The organism is Halomonas sp. S3-1-1 (genome assembly GCF_023757625.1).
GTDB lineage: Bacteria > Pseudomonadota > Gammaproteobacteria > Pseudomonadales > Halomonadaceae > Vreelandella.
The window spans coordinates 303285-321608 of the sequence record NZ_JALGBZ010000003.1 but is presented as its reverse complement, the minus strand read 5'-3'; the positions used below and the strand labels follow the sequence as shown (position 1 = coordinate 321608).

Below are 18324 nucleotides of genomic sequence, written 5' to 3'. Positions count from 1 at the left end.
TCAGTATAAGAGGCATTCGTGCCACTATGCAGGTGGATAGCTTAAAAGCTCATTCGGGGAGCATAACAACACGCCAGTAACCCATACCTATAACAAGAAAAACTCCAGACGTTTCGGTGATAAGAGGTACCAGACCATGACATCCGATCAAATCACATCCTGCGCCCCCGCAGGTCGCCCCAGCGCACCGCAAACACTGGGTTTTTTGCTGTTGGACAACTTCACTCTGATCTCCCTGGCCTCGGCGATCGAACCCCTGCGCATGGCCAACCAGCTGGCCGGCCGCGAGCTTTATCGCTGGTATACGCTGACCCAAGACGGCGCCCCGGTACGCGCCAGCGACGGACTCAACGTGACGCCGGACGCCGCCATGCAGGCGCCGCTGGCGCTCGACTGGGTCATCGTCTGCGGCGGCGTCGCCCCGCAGCATAGCGTCAGCCGCGAGCACATCCACTGGCTTCAGACCCAGGCGCGTCAGTTAAAGCACTTGGGCGCGATCTGCACCGGCAGCTGGGCGCTGGCCAAGGCGGGGCTTTTGGATCACTACGAAACCAGTATTCACTGGGAGTGTCTGGCCTCGGTTCAGGAAGCTTTCCCGAAAATCGTGCTGACTACCAAGCTTTTCTCCATCGACCGCGACCGTTTCACCGCCTCCGGCGGCACCGCGCCGCTCGACATGATGCTCAACCTGATCGCCCACGACCACGGCAAGGCGCTGTCAGCGGGTATTTCGGAGATGTTCATCTACGAGCACATGCGCAACGAGCAGGACCAGCAGCGCGTGCCGCTCAAGCACGTGCTGGGCACTACCCAGCCCAAGCTTCTGGATATCGTGGCGCTGATGGAGTCCAACCTCGAGGAGCCCCTGGAGCTCAACGAGCTGGCAAGCTACGTGGACGTCTCCAGGCGCCAGCTCGAGCGGCTTTTCCAGCGCTATCTGCACTGCTCGCCGTCGCGGTACTACTTGAAGCTTAGACTGGTGCGCGCGCGTCAGTTGTTGAAACAAACATCGCTTTCGATCATCGAGATCGCCTCGGTATGCGGCTTCGTCTCTACCCCGCACTTCTCCAAGTGCTACCGCGAATGCTTTGGCATTCCGCCCCGAGACGAGCGCTTGGGCTCGCAGTCGCGCCAAACGGCGCAGATCAAGAACGCGCCGCTCATACAGCACTGGGGCGTGGAGCCCGTCGGCGGCGAACCCACCTCGAGTGCACTATTGGCGCTGGCCTACGCCCAGGGCGAGCCGACGTTTGCAAGCGTGCCGCTGATGAACTGACCCACACCAAAAAGCGATCGAAACGTCGCAAGAGCGGCCCGCGCGGCCGCTTTTTTGTGCGCGCTCGTTGGCTGCGCTCCGCGATTTTCCTTCTGACGCCAGCACGTCATACCGTTTAATCGTGAACTTTGCTACGCGTGCGACGCGCTCATGGCGCAGCGTGACGCTTTTGGAATTTTCGTCGTCGTTTCCAGGAGCAGCGCGACCCCGGCCCAGCGCTATGCTCCCCGTCATGGACAACCCTGGAGCCTCGTTATGACCCCTTCTGAATTGCACCAAGACGCCATCGTCATCGACGGCCTGATCATCGCCAAATGGAACCGTGAGCTGTTGGAAGACATGCGCCGTGGGGGCTTGACGGCGGCCAACTGTACCGTCTCGGTGTGGGAAGGGTTCAAGGCCACCGTCGACAACATCGTCGCGTCCAACAAGCTGATGGAAGAGTGCAGCGACCTGGTTCGCCCGGTGCGCACCACCCGCGACATCACCCGCGCCAAGGAAGAGGGCAAGACCGGCATCATCTATGGCTTCCAGAACGCCCACGCCTTTGAAGACCAGATCGGCTACGTCGAAGTGTTCAAGCAGCTCGGCGTTGGCATCGTGCAGATGTGCTACAACACCCAGAACCTGGTCGGCACCGGCTGCTACGAGCGCGACGGCGGGCTTTCCGGCTTCGGACGCGAAATCGTTGCCGAAATGAACCGCGTCGGCATGCTGTGCGATCTGTCTCACGTCGGCGCGAAGACCTCCGAGGAAGTCATCCTGGAGTCCAAAAAACCGGTGTGCTACTCACACTGCCTGCCGTCCGGGCTCAAGGAGCACCCGCGCAACAAGTCCGATGAAGAGCTCAAGTTCATCGCCGACCACGGCGGTTTCGTCGGCGTGACCATGTTCACACCGTTTCTCAAGAAAGGCGTCGACTCCACCATCGACGACTACTGCGAAGCGATCGAGTACATCATGAACATCGTCGGCGAAGACGCTATCGGCATCGGCACCGACTTCACCCAAGGCCACGACCAGAACTTCTTCGAGTGGCTGACCCACGACAAGGGCTATGCGCGCCGCCTAACCAACTTCGGCAAGATCATCAACCCGGAAGGCATCCGTACCATCGGCGAGTTCCCCAACCTGACCGAGGCGCTTTTGAAGCGCGGCCTGAGCGAGAACCAGGTGCGCAAGATCATGGGCGAGAACTGGGTGCGCACGCTGAAAGACGTTTGGGGCGAGTAACGATTTCAAACGGGGCGAGTCGATTCAAAAAAGCGCCGCCCCCATGACCCTCTCTTGTTTGAACAAGTACAAGTTTTAAGGATGACCACCGTGACCAAGACAGCTCCCGAACTTCCAATTGACGTCGACAGCGAAACCGGTATCTGGACGACCGACGCGCTGCCGATGCTGTACGTACCGCGCCACTTCTTCGTCAACAACCACATGGCCGTCGAAGAGGCCCTGGGCGCGGAGAAATACGCTGAGATCCTCTACCACGCCGGCTACAAGAGCGCCTGGCACTGGTGCGAAAAGGAGGCCGAGCTGCACGGCCTTGAAGGCGTTGACGTCTTCGAGCACTACATGAAGCGCCTTTCCCAGCGCGGCTGGGGCCTTTTCAAGACCGAGGAGATCGACCTGGACGCCGGCACCGCCCGCGTGCGCCTCGAGCACAGCGCCTTCGTGTATCAAATGGGTAAGGTCAACCGCAAGATCGAGTACATGTTCACCGGCTGGTTCGCCGGCGCCATGGACCAGATTTTGGCGGCGCGAGGAAGCGACCTTCGTACGGTAGCCGAGCAGACGCAAAGCGGCGCCGAGGAAGGCTGTGACCACGGCCTGTTTGTTGTAACGCCCAAGCACTGAGGGTCGACGTCATGGCATTCGATGCACTGTTCAAGCCGATTCAGATCGGCAAGCACACTATCCGTAACCGCGTAGTCAGTACCGCTCACGCCGAGGTGCACGCCACCGACGGCGGCATGACCACCGATCGTTACGTCAAGTACTACGAAGAGAAGGCCAAGGGCGGCTGCGGGCTTTGCATCTGCGGCGGCTCGTCGATCGTCTCGATCGACAGTCCCCAGGGCTGGTGGAGCTCGGTGAACCTCTCCACCGACCGCATCATTCCGCACTTCCAGAATCTGGCGGATGCCGTGCACAAGCACGGCGGCAAGATCATGATCCAGATTACCCACATGGGCCGGCGCTCGCGCTGGGACGGTTTCGACTGGTCGACGCTGGTCTCGCCGTCCGGCATCCGCGAGCCGGTTCACCGCTCGACCTGCAAGACCATCGAAGAAGAAGAGATCTGGCGCATCATCGGCGACTTCGCCCAGGCCGCACGCCGGGCGAAGGAAGGCGGCCTCGACGGCGTCGAACTCTCCGCGGTGCACCAGCACCTGATCGACCAGTTCTGGAGCCCGCGGGTCAACAAGCGTACCGACGACTGGGGCGGCACCTTTGAAAACCGTATGCGCTTTGGCATGGAAGTGCTCAAGGCGGTGCGCGCCGAGGTTGGCGACGACTTCACGGTCGGCATGCGCATCACCGGCGACGAGTTCCACCCGGACGGCCTCGACCACGAGGAAATGAAGCGCATCGCGGCGTACTACGACGCGACCGGCAAAATCGACTTCTTCGGTGTGGTCGGTTCCGGCTGCGATACCCACAATACGCTCGCCAACGTCATTCCCAACATGTCCTACCCGCCGGAGCCGTTTTTGCACCTGGCGTCGGGCATCAAGGAAGTGGTCAACGTACCGGTCATCCACGCCCAGAACATCAAGGATCCCAACCAGGCCCAGCGGATTCTCGAAGGCGGCTACGTCGACATGGTCGGCATGACCCGCGCCCACATCGCCGACCCGCACATCATCGCCAAGATCAAGAACGACCAGGTCGATCAGATCAAGCAGTGCGTCGGCGCCAACTACTGCATCGACCGCCAGTACCAGGGCCTCGATGTACTGTGTATCCAGAACGCCGCGACGTCGCGGGAGTACATGGGGCTTCCGCACATCATCGAGAAAACAGAAGGTCCGACGCGTAAGGTCGTGGTGGTCGGCGGCGGCCCCGGCGGCATGGAAGCGGCGCGCGTGTGTGCCGAGCGCGGCCACGATGTGACGCTGTTCGAAGCGAAAGATCAAATCGGCGGGCAGATCACCATTGCCTCAAAAGCACCGCAGCGCGATCAGATTGCCGGCATCACCCGCTGGTATCAGCTCGAGCTCAACCGGCTGGGTGTCGATCAGCGCTTGGGCACCAAGGCGGACGAAGCGACTATTAAAGACTTGCGCCCAGACGTGGTGATTCTCGCCACCGGCGGCCAGCCGTTTCTCTCCCAGGTACCGGAGTGGGGCTATGACGCGGATACCGACAAGAGTCTGGTCGTCAGCACTTGGGACATCCTCGAAGGGCGCGTCGAGCCTGGCAAGAACGTGCTGATCTTCGACACCATCTGCGAGTTCTCCGGCGTTTCTGCGGCGGACTACCTGGCGGATAAAGGCTGTCGAGTCGAGATCGTCACCGACGACATCAAGCCCGGTGCGGCGGTGGGTGGCACCACCTTCCCCACCTACTACAGAAGCCTGTACGAGAAAGAGGTCATCATGACCTCGGATCTCGCCCTGCATAAGGTGTATCGCGAAGGCGAGTCGTTGGTTGCTGTGCTCGAAAACGAGTACACAGGGGCTTTAGAGGAGCGCGTGGTCGACCAGGTCGTGGTCGAAAACGGCGTGCGTCCGGACGAGGCGCTCTACTACGCGCTCAAGCACCAGTCGCGCAACAAGGGCCAGACCGACATCGAAGCGCTCTACGCGATCAAACCCCAACCCAGCCTCTCGCAAAGCGGCGACGGTTTCGCACTGTTCCGCCTGGGGGATTGCACCGCGCCACGCAACACGCATGCAGCCATTTATGACGCGCTGCGGCTGTGCAAGGACTTCTGACACAATAACGCTGTAAGCCGACCACCGCGGGCCTTATGGTCCGCGGTGTAGTCCTTACGGTGTCTCTGAGAGGAGAGACGCCATGCTCGATATCCTGTTACCCATCCTGCTGTTCTCTGCGCTGGCGCTTGCCGCCATTGGCGCGGTTCGCCGCGCTCGTTTATGGCGCCAAGGGCGGCCCTCTTCCGTGCCCGTACTCAAGGGCCTCATGCAGGTTCCCAGGCGCTACCTGGTCGACCTGCACCACGTCGTCGAGCGCGACAAGTATATCTCTCACACTCACGTCGCCACCGCTGGCGGCTTCGTGCTGGCCGCGCTTCTGGCCATCATCGTCCACGGCGTTGGCCTGGACAGCGCGATCCTTGCTTGGGTGCTGCTGGCCGCCACCACCAGCATGTTCATTGGCAGCATTCTCGTCGCCAAACGCCGCAGCCCGCCGCCTTCGCGGCTATCAAAAGGGCCCTGGATGCGCCTGCCGAAAAGCCTGATGGCGTTTTCGATCGGCATGTTCGTGATCACGCTGCCCACCGCCGGCATTCTGCCCGACGGCGTGTTCCAGGAAGGCCTTGGCTGGATCGCCGCTCTGGTGCTCGCGGCCATCATCGTCTGGGGCCTGGGCGAGATGTTCTTTGGCATGACCTGGGGCGGGCCGATGAAGCACGCCTTCGCCGGTGCCCTGCACCTGGCGTACCACCGCCGCCCGGAGCGCTTTTCCGATAAGACCGGCGGCGAACACCGCTCCACCGGCCTGAAAGCGCTGAAACTCAACGATGACAGCGCCAAGCTCGGCGTCGAAAAGCCCGCCGACTTCACCTGGAACCAGCTTTTAGGCTTTGACGCCTGCGTGCAGTGCGGGCGCTGCGAAGCCGCCTGCCCGGCCTTTGCCGCTGGCCAGCCGCTCAACCCGAAAAAGCTGATTCAAGACATGGTCGTCGGTATGGCCGGCGGCAGTGACGCCAACTACGCAGGCTCCCCCTACCCCGGCAAGCCGGTCGGCGAGCACCAGGGCGACCCCTTTGGTCCAATCGTCGCCCGCGAAGGCACCGCGCTGGTCGATCCTGAAACGCTCTGGTCCTGCACGACGTGCCGCGCCTGCGTGGAAGAGTGCCCGATGATGATCGAGCACGTCGACGCCATCGTCGACATGCGCCGCTTTCTGACGCTGGAGCACGGCAACACCCCCAACAAGGGCGCCGAGGTGCTCGATAACTTGATCGCCACCGACAACCCCGGCGGCTTCGATCCCGACTCGCGCCTGCACTGGGCGGCGGATCTGAACCTGCCGCTGATGGCGGACAAGAAAGAGGCCGATGTGCTCCTGTGGCTCGGCGACGGCGTGTTCGACATGCGCAACCAGCGCACCCTGCGCGCGTTCATCAGCGTGCTGCGCGCGGCAGGCGTCGACTTCGCCGTGCTCGGCAATGAAGAGCGCGACAGCGGCGACGTGGCGCGCCGCCTGGGCGACGAAGCGACCTTCCAGACGCTGGCCCGCCGCAACATTCAGACCATGAGCCGCTACCGTTTCGATCGCATCGTCACCTGCGACCCCCACAGCTTCCACGTGCTCAAAAACGAGTACGGCGAGCTGGGCACCGCGGAGGCCCCGTCCAGCTACCACGTGCAGCACCACAGCACGTTCATTAGCGAACTGGTCAGCGCGAACAAGCTCAGCTTCAAGGCGTGGAAAGGCGGCAGCGTCACCTACCACGACCCGTGTTATCTCGGCCGCTACAACGGCGAGTACGAGGCGCCGCGCGATGTGTTGAAAGCGCTCGGCATCGAAATCAAGGAGATGGCCCGCTCCGGCTACCGCTCGCGCTGCTGCGGCGGCGGCGGCGGCGCGCCGATCACCGACATTCCCGGCAAGCAGCGGATTCCCGACATGCGCATGGAAGACGTGCGTGAAACCGGCGCAGATCTGGTCGCCGTGGGCTGCCCGCAGTGCACCGCCATGCTCGAAGGCGTGGTGGAGCCGCGCGCCGGCATCAAGGACATCGCCGAGCTGGTCGCCGATGCATTGATAATCGACACCGCCGCCGATAAAGCGGCGCAGGCCAAGGCCGACCCCGCCCCTGCGCTGGAGGAAACCTCATGAGCGACATTCTGCGCCGCGACCCCCGCAAGGAGTGGATCGCCCGTAACCGCCTGCATCCGCAGCATCAGAGCGTAATTGCCGAACTCGGCGGCGGCGCCCGCCCCACCGAGTGGATGGGGCCCAACGGCGTGATGCGCCGCGACCCGCGTGCGGTCGGCTTCATCGGCCCCAACGGCGTACGCCGCATCGATAGAAGCGGCGCCCAGCAGGCCGCCCAGGCCCCAGCGCACAGCGCTGCGGCCAAGGACACTCGTCAGAACGTCACCATCGATGCCCCGGCCTTTATCGTGGCCGTAGTGCCGGACATGGCTGGCGGGCGCCTGTCAGCCCACGATCGCGATCTTCTGGGCCTGGCCCGCCAACTCGCCGACGCCGACCCGGCAAGCCCGGGGGCGGTACTCGCGGTGGTCTTTGGCGAGCACAAGGAGAGCGCCTTCGGTGAGGCCGGCATCGACCGGCTGCTGCACCTAGACGGCGAGCGCTTCTCGGGCTACCTGCCTGAGCTCAAGGTGGCCACGCTTCAAAGCGTGGAGCGCGAGCTTGCTCCGCGCTTTTGGCTGTTGCCCGACTCCGCCCTGGGCGGCGGCGAGCTTGGCCGACGCCTGGCCGCCAGGCTTGGCGAGCGCCCCGCCGCTCAGGTGTGGCAGGTCGAAGCCAGCAATGACAGCGCGACCGGCTGGCGGGCCACCGCCCGCGCCGGCGCGGGCCGCCACGACGTTCATCGCGAGCTGCCCCGAGTGGTGCTGGCACTGGCCGAGTGCGCCGACCCGATCAGCGAAACCCGCCACGCCGCTGACCCCATCGCGCTTGGCCAGGGGCTTCCCGACGTGCTCGGGCGCATCGAGGATCTCGGCGAAGTCGCGGTGGACCCGGCAAGCGTCTCGCTTGCCGAAGCCGAGTTCATTCTCTCCGCCGGCAACGGCGTCAAGGATTGGGACGGCTACCACCACGCCGCCGACGTGCTCGGCGCGACCAAGGGCGCCTCGAGGGTGGCGGTGGACGACGGCTACATGCCCCGCGACCGCCAAGTCGGCGCCACCGGCACTTGGGTTTCCGCTCGGGTCTACGTGGCCATCGGCATTTCCGGCGCCATCCAGCACCTGCAAGGTATTCAAAGCTGCGACAAGGTCGTTGCCGTCAACCTCGACGAAGGCTGCGACATGGCCAAACGCGCCGACCTGACCGTGATTGGCGACGCCAGCGCGGTGCTCGCGGCGCTGGTAGCGCGGGTCGAGCAGTACCGCGCCGAGCAACAGGAGAACCGCGATGCCGCCTAACGCCCCCGCCAAACAAAGCGCGTCACTCGACGTGGCCGTACTGGTCTCGATCGGCCGCCATCCGCTGACCGCCCGCGCCCGGCGCGCCGACCAGGACGCCCGCGCGGTGGAAATGGCGCTCACCCTGGAGAACGCCTCTGTGCGCCTGCTGCACGCCGGCCAGCACGAAAGCGAGCAGGAAGAGGCCCTGCGAGGCTACCTCGGCATGGGCATCGACCATATCGGGCTAATCGAGCAAAGCGAGAACGCCGACGTGATCCCGGCACTCGTCGAGGCGCTTCGACACGATGCCCCCCAACTGATTCTAACCGGCAGCCGCGCGGAAACCGGCGAAGCCTCGGGCCTTCTGCCCTACCAGCTGGCTGAAGCGCTGGGCTGGCCGATCATCACCAGCTTGGCCGCGGTCGAGAAGGTCGAGCAGGGCACGGCGGTGGTGCTCCAGGCCCTGCCCCGCGGCAAGCGCCGGCGCCTGCGCATTCGCCTGCCGGCGATCGCCACGATCGATACCAGCGCCCCGGCGGCGCGCCAAAGCGCCTTTGGCCCGGCCAGGCGCGGCGAGCTTGCGCTAAGCGAGGCACAAAGCGAAACTGATGAGACGCTGGCCAGCTGGCAGTTCCACCCGGCGCGTAAGCGCCCGAAACGCCTCAAGATCGTAAAATCCTCTTCGGCGCGGGACCGCTTCAAGGCCGCCGCCGCCAAGGCGGACGGCGGCGGCGGGCAGACGCTCAACGACGTCACCCCGGAACAGGGCGCCGAAGCAATCTTCAAGCTGTTGAAAGAGGAAGGCGTGCTGCGCTAAACGCCCCGTTTCATGGTAGTACCTTTCAGCCCGCCATTACGGCGGGCTTTTTAGTGGTGCGCCTACAAGGTCGAGGGTCAAGGCAACACACGAGGATGGAAGTAGTCCGTAGCGGGGGTCTTTCGCTAGGGAAGGCGAAAGTAGCCTACAGGGAAGTATTCATGGCGCCCCCGCGTAGGGCTGCTTGCATCCGGCACGAGACCACATTGCGTCGCCCTACTTTCCTACCACCTCCTGATAGAGTCGCAGCCTTTGCCGTTCGCGCTTAAGACCGACCCCGGCGTGGACCATCAGCACGGTGATCACCAGCACCCCGCCAGCAAGCGTCGAGGCGGTAGGCTCTTCACCCAAGAGCCACCACACCCAGAGCGTGCCGAGCGCGGTTTCCACCAGATAGAAAAGCGCCACCTCGGTTGAGGGCAGATAGCGCGTGGCGCTGTTGATCAACACGGTCGCCAGCGGCATCTGAACGAGGCCCATCAGCGCCAGCACGCCAAACTGCGGCGCTTGGAGAGCCAGCGGAGATGCCATCGGCCAGGCAATCGCCGCGGACAAAAGCCCGCCGCCGGCGATCACGGTGGTCGTATCGATACGCGGGTAGCGGCGCAGCACCGTGAGATTGCCGCCGATCGCCAGCGCCGCGGCCAGCGCGAATAGGTTGCCCACCAGCATCCCCGCCGCCCCCTCGCCGAAAAACACCAGCCCCATGCCCAGCATGCACAGCGCGATGGCGATCAGCGTGCGAAGCGCGACCCGCTCGCCAAGAAACACGCGCGAGAAAATCGCGGCGAACAGCGGCGCGGTGCTCAAAATCACCACCACGTTGGCCACATTGGCATTCATCACCGCCAGCACGAACAGCGCCGATATCAGCCCCAGCAGCGTGGCCGATGCAAGCGAGGCCACCGGATGCACGCGCAGCGTCGAAAGTTTTTGGCGCACCAAACAGAGTGCGCCCAGCACGCAAAGCATCAAGAAGCCGCGCCAGAACACGATGGTGAAGCCGTCGGTTGCGGCCAGGCGAATCAACAGCCCGTCGAAGCTTAGAAAAACGACGCCCAGAATGACGATCATCAGGCCGCGCTGGTAGGTACTGGTTTGCATGACACTGACTCCCGATCAAAAAAACGAACCGCCCGCCAAAAGGCGAGCGGTCGCTGAGGATGTGATGGCAAGGCGCGGACGCCTCGACGGCTAGCGGCCCGGGGATACCGCCATACGCGCCGCGTGCCCCCGGCCTTTCGGGCGCACCAGCCAAAAGCCGACGCCGCCGGCCAGCAATAACATGACGCCACAGCCAATGGCCAGCCCGTAAGCGCCCTGCACTGCCCCGGCGCTTAGGCCGAACTGCGCGGCGAAGCCGTCGAGGGTCACCGCGTACTGGCGCCACAAAAATACCCCAATGGCCACCCCGGAGAGCATGGTGCACAGCGCGATCAACCGCGTGCCGGAAACCCAGCCGCTCACGCTTTGGGCGTCGAAGGTGTGCAAGAACGCCCGATACTCGCGCTCGGCCTGGCTTACGCGGGTCAGCCGGGAGGCGATGGCGATAGCCACCAGCGCCATCAGCGTGCTGATCAGCACCGGGTGCAGATAGACCGGAAGCGACAGCCACTCGGCCTGCACCATCAGCGAGATGGCGACGTTGCCGCCAAAACCGACCGCCAGCCCCCAGCCCGCACCGGCGGCGGTGATGCGCTTGCTCCAGATGCTCAGAAGCGCCACCGGCCCCCAGGAAGAGGCGAAGAGCGTGGCGGCGAACCACACCACCGACATCACCGCCGGCGGCTGAAACAGCGCCAGAATCAGCGCGATCAGCCCCGCGGCAAGTACCGCCAAACGGCTTTTACGCATCGCCGAGGCTTCGTCCTGCGAGGCGCTCAGAATATCGTTGGAGATACTAAAGCCGATGATCGACAAAAACGTCGAGCACGACGAGAGCCCGGCGGCGAACACGCCGGTCAGAATCACCACGCCAAGCCAGGTCGGCAGAATATTGAGCGCCACCCACACCATCGAGCGCTCCGGGTCCAGGCTCGTGTCATAAAGATTGATCGCCGCGCCGGTCACCATCATCAGCGCGTAGAAAACGGCCAGCGCCACCGCGGTCAGCATCGCCGAGCGCATCACCACGTGCTCGTTGCGCGCCATCAGGTAGCGGCTCGACTGCCAAGGGCTCGCCGCCAGCACCGCCGCCCAAACAAGGCCGAGGGTAACGCCCCAGATCAGCGCCTCGCCGGGCGAGGAGAACGTGGCGTCCGGGCCCTCGAGCACGCCGTGCCACAGCGCGATCCCGGGTTTGTCGGACTGAGTCAACAGCCCCTCGACCACACCGCTCCAGCCGCCGAGATCGTTGATCACGTAGAGCGAACCACCGAGCGCTGCCAGCGAGAAGATCACGAACATGATGGTATCGGTGAGCATGACGCCGGGCGAGCCGGAGTACAGGATGAAACCGGTATAGGTCGCCCACACCAGCACCAGCCCCACCCAGTAGGGCATGCCGGTCAGCTCTGAAAACATGATGCCCGCGCCCTGCATCACGCCCAAAAGATACGCGCCCAGACCGATGATCGTGGTCAGCCCCGCAATCACCTGCACCTTGCCCGAGGCGAAGCGCTTACCGAAGAACTCCGGCACCGTGTTGGCGCCGCTGCGGCGCAAATAGCGCCCGAATACCAACGCGCCCAGCAGGCACCCGGAGGTGCTGATCGCGGCGAAGATCAGCATGACGAAGGGGTAGCCCTGGTAGGCAAAGCCCGTCTCGCCGAGAAAGGCGCTGGTGCTCAGGTAGCTTGCCACCAGCGTGCCCAGAATGAAGAAGGTCGGCGCGTTGCGCCCGGCGACCAGGTAGTCGTCCAGGCCCTTGACGCGTCGGCCGGCCAAATGGCCGATAACGAAGTAGCCGATCAGGCTCAGCAGTATCGCGACGGTGTAGATCATGAGTGCAGCCGTTGAGTTGTTGATATTATCGATGCGCAGGCAGCGCCTGCGGATTCCCTGCCTGCATGATGCAGCGCTTTATAAGCTGCCTCTTAGCTACCCGCGCCAGCGGATGCCGAAATTACGACACGCCCCCATGCAGAAAGGCGCCCCGAGGGGCGCCTTTCTGGCTTACACGCGGAACTATCCGGCCATGCGCGGCATGGCGTTGAGCTCTCGCCACTCCTTTTGCAAGCCCATGAACAGGCTTACGCACATCAGCAATAGCACCAGTGTGAACGGCAAGCCCGTGGCCACGGCGCCGGCTTGCAGCGCGGTGAGCGCGGTGCTGCCGCCGCCGTAAAGCAACACGCCTGCGATCACGCCTTCGAGCGCGGCCCAGAACACCCGCTGGCCCTTCGGCGCGTCGGTCTTACCGCCGGCGGTGATGCTGTCGATCACCAATGAGCCCGAGTCCGACGAGGTGATGAAGAACACCAGCACCAGCACGATGGCGAGTGTCGAGGTGATTGAGGTCAGCGGCAGTTGCTCGAGCATGTGGAACATGGCCAGCGACACATCACTAATGCCGTTGGAAAGCTCCCCGATGCCGTTTTCCGCCTGAAACAGGGCCGTGCCGCCGAAGGCGCTCATCCACACCAGCGTGACCAGCGTCGGCACCAGCAATACCGCAATCAGGAACTCGCGCACCGTGCGGCCTCTCGAGACCCGCGCGATGAACATGCCCACAAACGGTGACCAGGAGATCCACCAGGCCCAGTAGAAGATGGTCCAGCCGTGGTACCAGGTATCGTCGTCGCGGCCGACCCAGTTCGACAGCGGCAGCAGATGGCTGGCGTAATCCATCGCCGTGGTGCCGATGCCGGTCAGAATGGCCAGCGTCGGGCCAGCGGCGATCACGAAGATCAGCAGAATGGCGGCGATCACCATGTTAATGTTCGAAAAGAGCTTCACCCCGCCGTCGAGCCCGCGCCAGACCGACATCAGCGCGACCACCGTCACCAGAACGATAATCGCAAGCTGCGTGCCGATGGTGTTGGGTACTTCGAACAGGTAAGCAAGCCCACCTGCCGCTTGGGTAGCGCCGAAACCAAGCGAGGTGGCCAAACCGAAGATGGTTGCCAGCACTGCGAGGATATCGATGATGTGCCCCGCCCAGCCGCGGGTACGCTCGCCCAGAATCGGGTAGAACGCCGAGCGCAGCGTCAGCGGCAAACCGCGGTTATAGGCGAAAAACGCTAGCGACAGACCGACCACGGCGTAGATCGCCCAGGGGTGCAGGCCCCAATGGAACATGGTCGCGCCCATCGCCGCGCTCGCGCCTTCCGGCGTGTTGGCGGGCGTGTTCAGCGGCGTGCCGTACCAGTCGGTGTAGTAGGCCACCGGCTCCGCCACGCTCCAAAACATCAGCCCGATGCCCATGCCGGCAGCGAACAGCATCGCAAACCAGGAGGTGCGCGAGTACTCGGGCCTGGCCTCCTGACCGCCCAAACGAATGCGCCCCAGCGGCAAAAAGATCAGCACCAGGCAGAAGATGACGAAGACGTTGCCCGCGATCATGAACAGCCAATCGAAGTGTTCGATCGACCAATTCTTGGCCAGTCCCAGATGGGTATTGGCGGCATCGGGATAGACCAGCGCGTAGAGAATGAACAGCAAAATGGCGAGTGCGGAGAGGGGAAAGACGGGGTTATGAAAATCCAACCCCATGACCTGCTTGTTGTCCTGACCAGGGGTCAGGACAGGTTCCTCGTGGTTCATAGGTTGTCCTCAGGTTTTAATCTTTATTATTTGACGCGGCGCGTCACCGCCGGACACGGCTTCTAAATTCTTGAGCGAGACGCCAAAAGGCGATTATTCAAAACCGACCTCGACATAGCTAAAGCCGCGTCCAGCAGCCCCCATGGCGCGTGATTTTGCGTACACTCAACGCTCGATCCGCGCCCCTTCGCGGCCCACTAAAAAAGGAGTGCAGCCATGATGATTGTCGATTTGGTCGATGGGGATGATTTTCGCGCGCGGCTCATCGCGCTGGGGGTTGACCTCCCCGCTAACGCCGATCCGGACGAAAGCGCTCGCTTGGCCGCTAAAGCGCACCAGGAGTGCCCCGTCGAAGGGCTTCCCGCGCTCGTCGACGAGCTCACAAGCCGCCAGGACATTGTGCTGCCCGCGGTGCGCGATGCCATCGAGCGCCACCTGGCGCACCTATAGGCGCGCCGCTTGATCGTCCATTGAAGCTAAAAAAAACGGGCCGTGTGAGTGATCACACGGCCCGCTGGGGTCTTCGGCCGCCTAATGCGGCGGCCGGTTGGACGGCTTAACCCTGCGCCTTGGCAAGCGTTAGCGGCACGCCTTCGCTTCCCAGGTTCTCCAGCATGCGATCGGCGTACCAGTTGACGAAGTCGATCACGCCGAACTCGTAGGTTTCAGAGTACGGACCCGGCTGGTAGGCCTTCGAGTTGATGCCGCGCTGGTTCTCTTCGGCAAGCTTGCGGTCCTGGTCGTTGGTGGCGTCCCACACGCGGCGCATGTTTTCCGGGTCGTAATCCACGCCTTCGACCGCATCCTTGTGCACCAGCCACTTGGTGGTGACCATGGTCTGCTGCGGGCCCAGCGGCAGCACACGGAACACGATCGAGTGATCGCCCATGAAGTGGTTCCAAGAGTTGGGCAGGTGCAGGATACGCAGCGAGCCCATGTCCGGGCTGGTCAGCCGGCCCATCAGCTTGTTGCAGGCGGGCTTGCCGTCCATGGTCATGGAGACCACGCCGTCGAGCAGCGGCGTGCGGGTGATGCGGTTGCGGCTGCCGAAGCGCTTGAGCTGCCAAGGCACCTGCTCGCCGTTCCAGTCGTTTTGCTTGCGGATCACCAGATCCTTGTACTTATCGGTGGCGCGCGGGTCTTCGGTGTCGTCGAACTCCATCAGCGAGTTCAAAAGCTCCGGGTGCGAGCCGTTGCAGTGGTAGCACTCGCGGTTGTTCTCGATCACGAGCTTCCAGTTCGCCTGCTCGACGATGCTGGACTCCACCGCCACCTTGACGTTATCCATCTGGTAGGGCTCGAGGTAGTGCTCGAGCGTGACCAGGAAATCGTCGATCGACGCCGGGTTCTCGGAGAGGTTGATGAACACGAAGCCGCCGGCGGTGCGCACGTGCACCGGCTTCAGGCCGAACTGGTTCAGGTCGAAGTCGGCGCCCATTTCGCTGCCGGCGAACAAAAGCCTGCCGTCGAGCTCGTAGGTCCACTGGTGGTAGGGGCAAACGAGCTTGGCGACCTTGCCCTTGTCGGTGGTGCAAAGCCTGGAGCCGCGGTGACGGCAGACGTTATGAAAGGCGTGAATCTGGCCTTCGCCGCCGCGCACGATGACGATCGGGTTGTTGCCGATCTCGAGGGTCATGAAGTTGCCCTTGGCCGGAATCTCGCAGCTCATGCCCGCGAACAGCCACTCTTTCTCGAAGATCTCTTCCATGTCGAGCGCGAACAGCCGCGCGTCGTTGTAAAACGGCTGCGGCAGGGAGTAGGTGCGCGCCCGCGACTCGAGCATCCCGACCGTCTCTTCACGCATGGCGGCCAGCGGATCGTTTTGGGTGTAGTCCGACGAATTATTCATACCAGATATCCTTTTAAACCCGCCGGCCTCGAAGGCGGCGACACAGTCATTGACCAAACTACGTTGTCTTGTTGTTAAGTGGCGTCACCTGGCGTTGTACGGGCGCTGCGATGGCGTCATTGTGGGGTGGATTGTGGTGCAGGGTGTCGAGTCCGAGTTATCTGCCGACGACATCGCTAAGCGTGCCGACGACGTGAAAACCGATTTGTAACGCCCATGGGGTGGCGCAAGACAAGTGCGTGTCGCTAACAGGTAAGCCGCCGCCTAAACGCGTACCCAGAATGCAGGGGAATGGTGCTGGACCGTGCTAGCAAGGACGGACCCGGTGAAGGCAACGTGCAAGCTCGGCCATATTGAGATAACGATGACAATGAACTTCTACAACCCCGTCACGACCCAGACCTGGACCAACGGCCGCCACCACGTGCGCTGTGTAAAAATGATCCAGGAGACCTGGGACGTTCGCACGTTCTGTTTCATGGCCGAACAGCCCGTGCTGTTCTTCTTCAAACCGGGCCAGTTCGTGACCCTGGAGTTGGAGATCGACGGCCAGCAAATCATGCGCTCCTACACCATCTCGAGTTCGCCTTCGATTCCCTACAGCTTCTCGATCACGGTTAAGCAGGTTCCCGGCGGCTACGTCTCCAATTGGCTGCACGCCAACCTGAAGGTGGGCGACGAGCTGGTGGTTCACGGGCCGGTGGGCAACTTCAACTCCATCGACTACCCGGCCGAGAAGGTGCTGTTCCTCTCTGGCGGCGTGGGCATTACCCCGCTCATGTCGATGACGCGCTGGTTCTTCGACACCAACGCCAACGTGGACGTCGAGTTCATCCACAGCGCCCGCGCCCCGCGCGATGTCATCTACCACCGCGAGCTGGTGCACATGTTCTCGCGGATCCCCGAGTTCAAGCTGCACATCGTCTGCGAGAAGAAGGACGACATCGGCGAGGCCTGGGCGGGCTATCGGGGCTTTTTGACCCAGCCGATGCTCGAGATGATGGCGCCGGATTATCTGGAGCGCGAGATCTTCTGCTGCGGCCCCGTGCCCTACATGAACGCCATCAAGGAGATTCTGCGCGCCAACAACTTCAACATGGACCACTACCATGACGAGGTATTCGGCGCGACCCCGGCGGACGTCAAGGAGGACGTACTGGAGCTTGCCGAGCAGGCCGAAGTGGAAGCCGAGATGACCGAGCCGGAAGACCTGCTCAACGTCGAATTCGCCCAGTCGAACAAGAGCGTGCGCATCCAGCCCGGCGAAACGGTCCACGCCGCGGCGGCCAAGCTCGGCCTGCACATTCCCAAGGCCTGCGGTATGGGCATCTGCGGCACCTGCCGGGTATCGCTGAAGTCCGGCGAGGTCGAGATGGAGCACAACGGCGGCATCACCGACGAGGACATCGAAGAGGGCTACATCCTCACCTGCTGCAGCCGGCCCAAGAGCAGCTTGGTGGTGGACTTCTAACGCAATCGTAATCAGCCAGAAGTAATCCTAAGCGGGGCGCTGTGAACCCGTTCATGGGCGCTACTTTCGCCATCCATGGCGAAAGCCTATCGCTACGGATTACTTCTGACCTCGCCTCAGGAGTCATTGCAGATCATGACACCAGTCTTCGGGCTGTCATTAAAGGCGAACATCCATACTTCGACTGACAGGCCGTCTTATTACTGACTATCCATTGCTGGGACAGTAACATTTCTCTCAGTATCGCGATTTTTAAAAGCATCAAAATAACTTGGCACTATCAAACTATAACTCTACTGATTATGTCTAACATTTAAGAATGCTAGTAACAATATTATCGACATGCATCTTTATCTTTTTAGCAACGCGGGCTTTACGCAACGACTTTCGCCAAACGCCCAAGATAAGTATAGAAACACTCGCAACGAATGCCCACTTCCATTCAACCATACGCCATGGATATGCAAAATACTCGCTTGATGGTTTTGTAAAATATACAACTAACGCAAAAGCCACTAAAGCAAGAACCAACGTCTTACCTGTAACATGTTCTAAATTAAGCCTATTTTCTATTGTTCGCCCAGAACTTATTTCATGTTCTTGGCCAGTTGAGTGATTAACTAACGAGCATATCAACCCTTCCTTTTTATCTTGGCGCTTCGCACAGACAAGAGTAATACGCTGCTTAGGGCGTAACGGTACATTAACCTCTTCAAGCTGAATGGAGTGCTCCCTCCCCTCGTCATCACGGACCCAAAAATCATGGTATTTTCTTTGGCTCACCCGCAAGTAACGGTTATTAATGCCCTGAGATTGAACGTGCGTTTCGCTGTAGCGATCAGTATCCAAGACCTCGCCTTGAACTTGCCAAAACTCTACTTGCTTACCTCGATAGCCAAAATTACCCATGCT

General features: G+C 62.2%; 14 protein-coding genes. 9 read left to right on the top strand and 5 right to left on the bottom strand.

Features of this window, described 5'->3' with window-relative positions; all coding sequences use genetic code 11:
- Window positions 1–136: 136 nt before the first annotated feature.
- The 7 genes from gbdR to etfB all read left to right on the top strand — a co-directional run bounded on the left by gbdR (window position 137) and on the right by etfB (window position 9388).
- Window positions 137–1276, top strand: a complete 1140-nt coding sequence (gbdR, locus tag MQW23_RS10845) for a choline metabolism transcriptional regulator GbdR (protein ID WP_252108112.1) — start codon at window positions 137–139, stop codon at window positions 1274–1276.
- Between the two features lie 255 nt (window positions 1277–1531).
- Window positions 1532–2509, top strand: a complete 978-nt coding sequence (locus MQW23_RS10840) for a dipeptidase (RefSeq protein WP_252108111.1) — start codon at window positions 1532–1534, stop codon at window positions 2507–2509.
- A 90-nt stretch (window positions 2510–2599) separates the two neighbouring features.
- The gene (locus MQW23_RS10835; protein ID WP_252108110.1) at window positions 2600–3133 is read left to right on the top strand and encodes a 4-vinyl reductase; all 534 of its coding nucleotides are present in this window, start codon (window positions 2600–2602) and stop codon (window positions 3131–3133) included.
- 11 nt (window positions 3134–3144) lie between these two features.
- Window positions 3145–5217 (top strand): dimethylglycine demethylation protein DgcA, encoded by a 2073-nt coding sequence (gene dgcA, locus MQW23_RS10830; protein WP_252108109.1) that lies wholly within the window; start codon window positions 3145–3147, stop codon window positions 5215–5217.
- 82 nt (window positions 5218–5299) lie between these two features.
- Window positions 5300–7312, top strand: a complete 2013-nt coding sequence (locus MQW23_RS10825) for a (Fe-S)-binding protein (RefSeq protein ID WP_252108108.1) — start codon at window positions 5300–5302, stop codon at window positions 7310–7312.
- Window positions 7309–8589, top strand: a complete 1281-nt coding sequence (gene etfA / locus MQW23_RS10820; protein WP_252108107.1) for an electron transfer flavoprotein subunit alpha — start codon at window positions 7309–7311, stop codon at window positions 8587–8589. The genes MQW23_RS10825 and etfA overlap by 4 nt, the downstream gene beginning before the upstream one ends.
- Window positions 8579–9388 (top strand): electron transfer flavoprotein subunit beta, encoded by an 810-nt coding sequence (gene etfB, locus MQW23_RS10815; protein WP_252108106.1) that lies wholly within the window; start codon window positions 8579–8581, stop codon window positions 9386–9388. Before etfA ends, etfB begins: the two co-directional genes overlap by 11 nt.
- Window positions 9389–9604: 216 nt before the next feature.
- Here the strand turns inward: etfB and MQW23_RS10810 are convergent, their stop codons facing one another.
- The 3 genes from MQW23_RS10810 to MQW23_RS10800 all read right to left on the bottom strand — a co-directional run bounded on the left by MQW23_RS10810 (window position 9605) and on the right by MQW23_RS10800 (window position 14092).
- A complete protein-coding gene (locus MQW23_RS10810) occupies window positions 9605–10492 on the bottom strand; it encodes a DMT family transporter (RefSeq protein WP_252108105.1) in 888 nt (295 codons plus the stop codon).
- 90 nt (window positions 10493–10582) lie between these two features.
- The gene (locus MQW23_RS10805; RefSeq protein WP_252108104.1) at window positions 10583–12331 is read right to left on the bottom strand and encodes a sodium:solute symporter family protein; all 1749 of its coding nucleotides are present in this window, start codon (window positions 12329–12331) and stop codon (window positions 10583–10585) included.
- Window positions 12332–12514: 183 nt separating this feature from the next.
- On the bottom strand, window positions 12515–14092 hold the full coding sequence (locus MQW23_RS10800) for a BCCT family transporter (RefSeq protein ID WP_252108103.1): 1578 nt from the start codon (window positions 14090–14092) through the stop codon (window positions 12515–12517).
- A 216-nt stretch (window positions 14093–14308) separates the two neighbouring features.
- Here MQW23_RS10800 and MQW23_RS10795 point away from each other — a divergent pair, with 216 nt between their 5' ends.
- Window positions 14309–14542, top strand: coding sequence for a hypothetical protein (locus MQW23_RS10795; RefSeq protein ID WP_252108102.1), 234 nt, complete (start codon window positions 14309–14311; stop codon window positions 14540–14542).
- A gap of 106 nt (window positions 14543–14648) precedes the next feature.
- Here MQW23_RS10795 and gbca read toward each other — a convergent pair whose 3' ends face one another.
- The gene (gbca, locus tag MQW23_RS10790) at window positions 14649–15941 is read right to left on the bottom strand and encodes a glycine betaine monooxygenase oxygenase subunit (protein WP_252108101.1); all 1293 of its coding nucleotides are present in this window, start codon (window positions 15939–15941) and stop codon (window positions 14649–14651) included.
- A 364-nt stretch (window positions 15942–16305) separates the two neighbouring features.
- On the opposite strand from gbca, the gene gbcB reads away from it, so the two are divergent.
- The gene (gbcB, locus tag MQW23_RS10785) at window positions 16306–17412 is read left to right on the top strand and encodes a glycine betaine monooxygenase reductase subunit (RefSeq protein ID WP_252108100.1); all 1107 of its coding nucleotides are present in this window, start codon (window positions 16306–16308) and stop codon (window positions 17410–17412) included.
- A gap of 306 nt (window positions 17413–17718) precedes the next feature.
- Here the strand turns inward: gbcB and MQW23_RS10780 are convergent, their stop codons facing one another.
- A complete protein-coding gene (locus MQW23_RS10780; RefSeq protein WP_252108099.1) occupies window positions 17719–18321 on the bottom strand; it encodes a hypothetical protein in 603 nt (200 codons plus the stop codon).
- Between the last annotated feature and the right edge of the window lie 3 nt (window positions 18322–18324).